The 7,809-nt window shown below is 39.7% G+C and carries 9 protein-coding genes; 1 reads left to right on the forward strand and 8 read right to left on the reverse strand.

Translation table 11 applies throughout. The features are described from left to right. Positions 1 to 152 precede the first annotated feature (152 nt). The 7 genes from fabZ to spoIIQ all read right to left on the reverse strand — a co-directional run bounded on the left by fabZ (position 153) and on the right by spoIIQ (position 5,992). Entirely contained in the window at positions 153 to 584 is a 432-nt protein-coding gene (gene fabZ / locus AC52RT_RS00925; protein ID WP_495539015.1) for a 3-hydroxyacyl-ACP dehydratase FabZ, read from the reverse strand. An 87-nt stretch (positions 585 to 671) separates the two neighbouring features. Continuing rightward, entirely contained in the window at positions 672 to 914 is a 243-nt protein-coding gene (locus AC52RT_RS00930) for a DNA-directed RNA polymerase subunit beta (RefSeq protein WP_495539016.1), read from the reverse strand. 65 nt (positions 915 to 979) lie between these two features. Continuing rightward, positions 980 to 1,816, reverse strand: coding sequence for a flagellar hook-basal body protein (locus AC52RT_RS00935; RefSeq protein WP_495539017.1), 837 nt, complete (start codon positions 1,814 to 1,816; stop codon positions 980 to 982). A 33-nt stretch (positions 1,817 to 1,849) separates the two neighbouring features. Then, positions 1,850 to 2,683, reverse strand: a complete 834-nt coding sequence (locus AC52RT_RS00940) for a flagellar hook-basal body protein (RefSeq protein ID WP_495539018.1) — start codon at positions 2,681 to 2,683, stop codon at positions 1,850 to 1,852. Positions 2,684 to 2,994: 311 nt separating this feature from the next. After that, positions 2,995 to 3,996: a rod shape-determining protein gene (locus tag AC52RT_RS00945; RefSeq protein ID WP_495539019.1), complete on the reverse strand. Its 1,002-nt coding sequence runs from the start codon at positions 3,994 to 3,996 to the stop codon at positions 2,995 to 2,997. A gap of 366 nt (positions 3,997 to 4,362) precedes the next feature. Then, the gene (spoIIID, locus tag AC52RT_RS00950) at positions 4,363 to 4,635 is read right to left on the reverse strand and encodes a sporulation transcriptional regulator SpoIIID (protein ID WP_040375209.1); all 273 of its coding nucleotides are present in this window, start codon (positions 4,633 to 4,635) and stop codon (positions 4,363 to 4,365) included. Positions 4,636 to 5,149: 514 nt separating this feature from the next. Beyond that, a complete protein-coding gene (gene spoIIQ, locus AC52RT_RS00955) occupies positions 5,150 to 5,992 on the reverse strand; it encodes a stage II sporulation protein SpoIIQ (RefSeq protein WP_495539020.1) in 843 nt (280 codons plus the stop codon). A gap of 207 nt (positions 5,993 to 6,199) precedes the next feature. Here spoIIQ and AC52RT_RS00960 point away from each other — a divergent pair, with 207 nt between their 5' ends. After that, positions 6,200 to 6,637, forward strand: a complete 438-nt coding sequence (locus tag AC52RT_RS00960) for a VanZ family protein (protein WP_495539021.1) — start codon at positions 6,200 to 6,202, stop codon at positions 6,635 to 6,637. 42 nt (positions 6,638 to 6,679) lie between these two features. On the opposite strand, the gene spoIID is transcribed toward AC52RT_RS00960, so the two are convergent. Further along, the gene (spoIID, locus tag AC52RT_RS00965; RefSeq protein WP_495539022.1) at positions 6,680 to 7,714 is read right to left on the reverse strand and encodes a stage II sporulation protein D; all 1,035 of its coding nucleotides are present in this window, start codon (positions 7,712 to 7,714) and stop codon (positions 6,680 to 6,682) included. Between the last annotated feature and the right edge of the window lie 95 nt (positions 7,715 to 7,809).

Genomic DNA, 7,809 nt, shown 5'->3' on the forward strand with positions numbered 1-7,809 from the left:
TTATCTTGCAGCATGTAAAACGGTTATTTTAACCAATATCTGTATATTCATGGTGAAGTGGTTTCACTTATTTTTTCCCTTTCGGTACAGATTATCCGCTGTTAACACAAAAAAAGACAAGCTTCACAGCTTGTCTTTTTCTACTATGTATTTTATTCTTTATCGCCAAATGCAAACATAATTTCTGTTTCACAGGCAACCTCACCGTCTACAGTGGCAATGGCTTTGCCTTTCCCTACTGAACCGCGGATTCGAGTAATTTCAACTTCTAAGCGAAGCTGATCGCCAGGTACAACTTGTTTTTTAAATCGGCAGTTATCGATTCCAGCGAAAAATGCGAGACGTCCCTTGTATTCCTCTTGACGGAGCATAGCCACTGCTCCAACTTGAGCTAATGCTTCGACGATTAATACACCCGGCATTACTGGGTAACTCGGAAAGTGTCCATTGAAAAATGGTTCGTTAGCTGAGACATTCTTGATGCCTACTGCTCTTTTTCCATCTTCAATCTCTAGGATTCGATCAACCAATAAAAATGGGTAGCGATGCTGTATAATTTCCTTTATTTCCATAATATTAAGCATAAATATCCCTCCTCAGTCAGTTCTTCACTTTCAGAATACCATGAAAGAGACTGACATTCAAAAAAGGCATACGCCGGTTAGAGCTGCTTATTCCTCTTTATTAACAAGATCGAGAATATGAGTCCAGGTCGATTTATCAAAAATCTCCATAGCGTCTCCGCCGCCCATTACACCATATCCAAACATGGCTCCTAATATAACGGCTACTACAATTAAAAGCACGACAATCAAAACCCTCAGCCAAATCGGCAGCAGTCTGATTCTAATGCGCCTATTTGGTTTCGTTTCTTTTTGAGCTTCTAGCTCTTTCTTATATGTTTCTCGGGTCATCGTTTTTTCTTCCATACTGATTGGCACTAGCTCCTTTTAATCAATTTGGTTTAGTTCGAAACCAGTTACCGAATTCCATTTACTAAGCCGGACATTTGGTCAGCCATTGAAATCGCTCTCGATTGAAATTGGTACTGGCGCTGAACATTTATTAAATCGCTCATCTCTTTTGAAAGGTCCACATTCGAATTTTCGATTGAGCCTTGTGTGAGAGAAATCTTTTCACGCAGGCCACCGTTCAGCGTATCAAAAACAACATCTTCTTGTACGTCTGCATCACTTGGAAAACTCATTAGATTTCCGCTGAGTTTTTCCATGAATTGTGGTTTCTTTATTGAAATAATTCCTAAATTGAATGTCTGAACACTGCCATCGTCTTTAGCAGCAGACAACTGACCATCTTTTGAAATAACAAGGTCCTTAAGGCTGCCGGTAATGATAATTGGATCTTGAAATTCATCCAATATTGCATTTCCATCCCCAGTAACCAGCTTCAATTCATCAGGGTTCCCTGTGGGCGACAAATAAAAAGCACCATCTCTTGTATAGGCAGTACTTATCCCTTTTTCATCCTCTGTACGTACCGTGAAAAACAAATCCGGCTTCGTAAATGCCGCATCCAAGTCACGGCCGGTTGACTTTAACGTGCCTTGTGTAAGCACCTGCTGCGCTTGACTCAATTTAGCGCCATTGCCTTGGCGGATTCCGTTCGGCGTCAGTCTGCCTATTTCAGAAGCTGTATCCCCCATATTATTGAACTGTTGAACGAGCAAATCATTGAAGCTGGTTTCGCTGCGCTTAAATCCCGTTGTATCGACATTCGCAATATTATTGCCGATATTATCCAACTTATGCTGAAGCTGGCTAAGTGTATTTGTTGCTGTAATCATCATACGATTCATTGCCATTCTCCTTTTTTCTTATGTTGGGCGTGATCAGCCTAGCTTACCAACTTCATTAACGGCTTTATCCATGCTGCGGTCATATGCTTGAAGCATCTTTTGATTCGCTTCAAATGAACGATACGCTGCCATTAGATTTGTCATCGTCTGTGATTCATCTACATTTGAGCCCTCAATCGCACCTTGATTGAGCGTAAAAGATACTTCTGCTTCATTATATGCATCAGTTAATTCGTCCTCAGCAGCCCGAAATAAGCCGCCTCCTTCTTTAACAAGCGATTCAGGGTTCTCAGCAAATGCAATGCCTAACCGGGCAACTGCTTGATTGTTCTCCGATATGCTGCCGTCTTGATCGATGGTGAAGTTATCACTGTTCAATTGGATACGCTCATTATTCTGATTCAATACGTAATTTCCTTCAGACGTGGTTAAATACCCTGTTCCATCAAGAGTAAAATTACCGTTACGCGTATAACGCATTTCACCGTTGCTATTTTCCACAACGAACATGACCGTTCCCATCTTACCGTTTGCATCCGCAGGTATCGTTCCGTTAATTAGAGCGATATCCGTTTTTAATTCAGTTTCCTGAACATCACCTTGTGAAAATAAGGGCGTTACTTCCTGAACATACACTCCTGTACTTATTGAACCGACATTTTTATTAATCGGTAATTGTAAGGAGTTATCTGTTGCCACGGTTTTACTTTCCATCCGCTGCAAAAGCATTTCAGGAAAAGATCGTATACTTGACTGATCTGCTTTAAACCCGGTAGTGTTTGCATTAGCTAGATTATTTGTCAGCATTTCGGTTTGGCGCTGCTGCGTGAGCATTCCGGAAGCTGCTGTGTAGAATCCTCTTAACATCCCATTCACTCCTTTTTCTGAGACCTATTTACTTCTGGTATGGAATCGTAACTTGAACACATTCTTCTCCGATACTTTTTTCTCTACTATACATATCGGCAGTTAGCAGATGAAGTTTATCGAAACAACAGAAATACGAATAGATGTTTTCTCTAAACAGGACAGACATCGTAAAGGAAGAAAGTTAATGGTAAAGGAATGATGATGAAAGTGACTGCTATTCAAACAGGGTCCTGGACCCATCAGCGGTCCCCACCAAGGAAGGTGTTGGATGACTAATGAATCCGTAAGGACCCTTGTGCAATCTTATGTTATCCGAATTTATGTCTTGGCAGCTTGTCCATATTATCAAGCATGATACCTGTTCCGATTGCCACACAGTCCATTGGCCGTTCTGCAACAAGTACAGGAACTTTTAATTCTTCCGCCAGCAGTAAATCAATCCCGTGCAGCAATGCTCCACCGCCTGTTAAAATAACGCCGCGGTCGATAATATCTGCGGAAAGTTCAGGTGGAGTCCGTTCAAGCACACTCTTAGCAGCTTGAACAATCACTGCAATCTGCTCACGAAGTGCTTCTTCAATTTCCACGGAATTAACAGTGATCGTTCTAGGCAGTCCAGACACCATATCGCGCCCGCGAATATCGATTTCTTCATTGCGAGAACCCGGGAAAACGGTTGCTACTTGAATTTTAATATTCTCTGATGTACGCTCACCAATTAATAGCTTGTATTTGCGTTTGATGTATTGCAAAATTTCATTATCAAACTTATCTCCAGCCATTTTTATCGAAGACGAGGTAACGATATCACCCATGGATAGTACGGCAATATCCGTTGTTCCTCCACCGATATCAACAACCATATTGCCGCTCGGTTGGAAAATATCCATTCCAGCGCCAATAGCTGCAACTTTAGGCTCTTCTTCAAGGAAGATTTTCTTACCGCCGCTCTTTTCAGCAGCTTCTTTGATTGCTTTTTGCTCAACAGATGTAATATTTGTCGGGCAGCAAATTAGAATTCTCGGTTTCGAAAGGAAACCCTTTACATTCAATTTATTAATGAAATGCTTTAACATTGATTCCGTTACATCAAAATCAGCAATAACTCCATCCTTCAAAGGTCGGATAGCAACAATGTTTCCAGGTGTACGTCCTACCATTTTCCGAGCTTCTTCTCCAACCGCAAGAACACGATTTGTATTCTTATCAATCGCCACTACTGACGGTTCATTCAACACAATTCCTTTACCTTTAACATGTATCAGAACATTCGCTGTTCCAAGATCTATTCCAATATCTCTAGCAAACATTTTATAAATCCTCCTTGAATCCTCATAAAAAAAACCAACTTCTGTCCTAATTAATTATTTTATCACACCGTATTGTGTAGAAGAAGTAGGAAACTAAAAAAACGGCGGAAATTGTCATTTTTTTATATATTTTCTAGTTTCTTGGGATTGTTATACACTCATCTATTGATGAGTCTTTCCTAAATCGCCCAATTATGTGTATGAAAAACAAAAAACCGGTGTCGGCTGTAAATTCCAATGTAGTCTCTTAAGAGAGTAACACTTTTTTCTAAGCGTTCCCATTTAAAGATACCACATAAAAGAAAATCACTTTGCCTGTTCCGGTTTTTCTGTGACATCGTTTGTTCTCTTCAGTCTTTCACCGCCTCACTTTACAATTTCTTCTTCTCGATCTGAACGCTTATATTTCAGCTTAGTCGCTTCCCCTCCCCGTAAATGACGAATCGATTTATGATAATCAAGAATATCTTTTACCAATGTGGCCAGCTCGGGATTAATTTCAGGCAGCCTTTCTGTCAGATCTTTATGAACCGTACTTTTCGATACCCCAAACTCTTTCGCGATAACGCGAACCGTCTTCCTTGTTTCCACGATATACTTACCAATCTTGATAGTTCTTTCTTTGATGTAATCGTGCACACCACTCGACCTCCCCAAATTGGATGTGAGAAGTGTGAAATGAGATTCGCTTCCGACTATAAAAACAATCGCTGCCTCAATAATTATCAATAACGTACACTTCAACTGGATTTATCAATTGTATTAAACGATTCCTCACCTCAAACACTCTCAATGTACGGGTTTGTTTCAGTTTATTAGCTTGGTTAACGATATATGCACGATTTGGGCAATAAGGACAAGGTCTTATAAAACTAAATTTATCCGTTCTATCTTTTCAAAGAGTCATTCGACATAATTTCAACTATTTCCCGAGAAATTTGTAAACTATTAGCAAAAAAGAATGTCATTTACTTATAGCCCAAATGAGGGTAACTATCCTCCTTTCTTAAGTCTATTTAAACAGCTGTTCCATTTAGACCATATTTGTGAGGAGAGATACTAAAACAAAAAAGAAGGAACCTGTCCTTTTTAGTAGACAGGTTCCTTCTTTCAGTTGTTGTACATGCGGGATACATGTTGGTTTTGATCTATTTTAATTATTTTGGTTACCAGTTGTATCTTCTTCATCTTGGCTTGTTTTATCATCGGTTTTATCTGAATCAGGAATATCTGTCCCTTTTTCTAAATCCGAGTTTTCTTCTGCCGGTACAGCATCTTTGTCAGTGTTATTGCTTTCAGCTTTGGTGTCTGAAGGGATGCTTGTCAGTTGTTTATCCATGTAATCAATTGGATTTACAGCTACACCATCTTTGCGGATTTCAAAGTGTACATGAACGCCAGCGTCTTCATTGATTAGGCTTTGTCCGGCAACAGCAAGCTTTTCACCTTGCTTCACTTTGTCTCCTACTTTCACTTCGATATCTTGAATGGATTGATATCGAGTCACTACACCATCTTCATGTTCCACTTCAACAAGATTTCCATTTAAAGAATCGTCTTCAACTTTCGTTACTTCACCACTGATGGAAGCAACGACGTCAAATGCTTTGTTGTCTCTTGCAGCAACATCGATTCCTTTATTCGGCTCATATCTATTGTTGTAATAAACGAGTGCTGCTTCTTGTTCTGCTTTGTCAGCATTTTTATCATAGAAATTTTTCTTAATGACCGTGGCTGAAGCGTCCGCTACTGGCATCTTAATCGATTCAAGTTTGCTGTTTACCTCAACGGAAGGCTGATTAAAGTCCTTAGCCGTTTCTGCCGTTTCCTTGTCTTTCGCATTTTCTGCAGTTTGGTTATCGCTATTTTGATACCAAAACGCAGCAGACAAAATAATAGCGGCACTTGCAAGATAAATAGCTGGCATTGTCCAACGTTTTTTTAGTATTCGTTGGAATCTAGATTTTTGAGAAGTATTCTTTTCTTCCTCTCTCATTTAAATCACCTCTGCAATCATTGTGAACAAATTCCAGAGATTATATACCTGTCTCATATTATTTTTTAGATTTATTTTTTGTTAACTTGTCTGAATTTATGCATAGAACATTTTACCAGGGGTTTTTTAAGCAAAAAGAGAAATTCCCATTTCCACTTTTTCCTGATAAACTATTGTTAATCTGACTCTTAAAGGAAGTTTTTTAAAATGAAAGCATTTTTACGTATTGTTCTTTCCATTATTCCATTTCTTTATATGGCGCTCATTTGGTATATGTCTAGTAACCCTGATGATTTAATTCTTGATTTGCCTTCCTCTGCTACAGACCGGTTCATCAAAGAAGCTCTTCATCTAATCGAATTCGCCATCCTTTATGTATTATTTGTTGTGGCTCTTGCGGTTAATCATAAGCTCACAGCCGCTGCCAGTCTAACTGCAGCGATTATTGCGGGGCTTTACGGGATTATCGATGAACTCCATCAATCCTTCGTTCCCGCTCGCTCAGCCACCCTCATAGACGCAATAAAGGACATTGTCGGTGTTTTGGCTGTTTATTTTCATATTCAGTATCATTACTTTAAGCACCATAGAGGATTTTTAACAGTTATTGAAAGAATCCTGCCTAAAAAACAACGAGACGTATAACAATAAAATGTCCCTCCACTTACTCGAGTGGAGGGACATTTATTATTTTTTAGCCGTTACTGTATTGAGCATAGTGGCGGATGATTGGATCTTAACACCCTGATAATAGTATTGCACGATTTCTTTATAGTTTTTTCCTTCTTCAGCCATACCGTTGGCTCCATACTGACTCATTCCGACTCCATGACCATAGCCTTTCGTAGATATAAGGATTTGATCTCCCTTGCGTTCCCAGGTGAAATCCGTAGAGGACAAACCTAATTTTTCTCTAATTTGCTGTCCAGTTAGTTTTTTTCCTCCGATTTCAACACTTGCTACCCGTTTCCCTGCTGTTCGACTCTTCACTGATCCGACTGTCTCTCCTGTTGGCAGCTTAACACCCAGCTTGTTTTCAAAGTTTGCAAGAGGAATCACTGTCTTATGATGAAACTCTGGTGATTCTTTATCCCAAGGGCTTGAGACACTTTTTAAATAAGGATACGGACTGCTCCAATAATCTTCTGAGTTCTCTGTGTACCCATTGCTTGTTGAAAAGAAGGTTGCCGTTATCGGTTTGCCATTATAGGTTAATACTAGACTTTCGGTTTGTTTGACTGCTTGTTTTACTTTTTTGAGGTTTTTTGAATAGTTCGTTCCCCAGCTTTTCTTTAGTTCAACTTCGTCCTTGTAGACTTGGTGCAGGACTGTATCTGTAACGTCTGCTCCCTTAGGCACCCCTAATCGGTTCCCGCTGACCAGCTGATTCACAATGTATGTTCTTGCCGCTAAGGCTTGTGCTTTTAATGCCTCTAATTCAAATTTTATGGGCATCTCAGCTGAAACTACCCCTACCAAATAGGTTTCTAGTGGAATCTCTTGAATTTCTTCCATAGATGATCGATAGACAGCCACATCAAACTCTGGTGCTGAATCGACTTTCTTAGCTTTCTTTTCACCGTTTTTCTGTTCATTTAAATTCTCCGCTAGTTTTCCGTCTGAAGTATCTGATGAAAAGGGAAGTACAAGTACGGCTGGGATGATGATAACTACAAACGCTACTACTAAAAATAGATTGACCATCGGTTTAAATGCTTTCAATATCCATATGCCTCCCTATACAACCTGTAGTGATTTACGTAGTTCTTGACCAAACAATTCGTTCTTCCCTCCTAAGACAAGTGGTTTCTAGTCAA

Source organism: Peribacillus sp. (assembly GCF_059453735.1).

Bases quoted from the DNA above. Each gene is read 5' to 3' on its own strand.
- AC52RT_RS00935 (WP_495539017.1), bottom strand. From the start codon at position 1,816: ATGAATCGTATGATGATTACAGCAACAAATACACTTAGCCAGCTTCAG.
- AC52RT_RS00960 (WP_495539021.1), top strand. From the start codon at position 6,200: ATGAAAGCATTTTTACGTATTGTTCTTTCCATTATTCCATTTCTTTAT.
- fabZ (WP_495539015.1), bottom strand. From the start codon at position 584: ATGCTTAATATTATGGAAATAAAGGAAATTATACAGCATCGCTACCCA.
- AC52RT_RS00930 (WP_495539016.1), bottom strand. From the start codon at position 914: ATGACCCGAGAAACATATAAGAAAGAGCTAGAAGCTCAAAAAGAAACG.
- AC52RT_RS00940 (WP_495539018.1), bottom strand. From the start codon at position 2,683: ATGTTAAGAGGATTCTACACAGCAGCTTCCGGAATGCTCACGCAGCAG.
- AC52RT_RS00945 (WP_495539019.1), bottom strand. From the start codon at position 3,996: ATGTTTGCTAGAGATATTGGAATAGATCTTGGAACAGCGAATGTTCTG.
- spoIIQ (WP_495539020.1), bottom strand. From the start codon at position 5,992: ATGAGAGAGGAAGAAAAGAATACTTCTCAAAAATCTAGATTCCAACGA.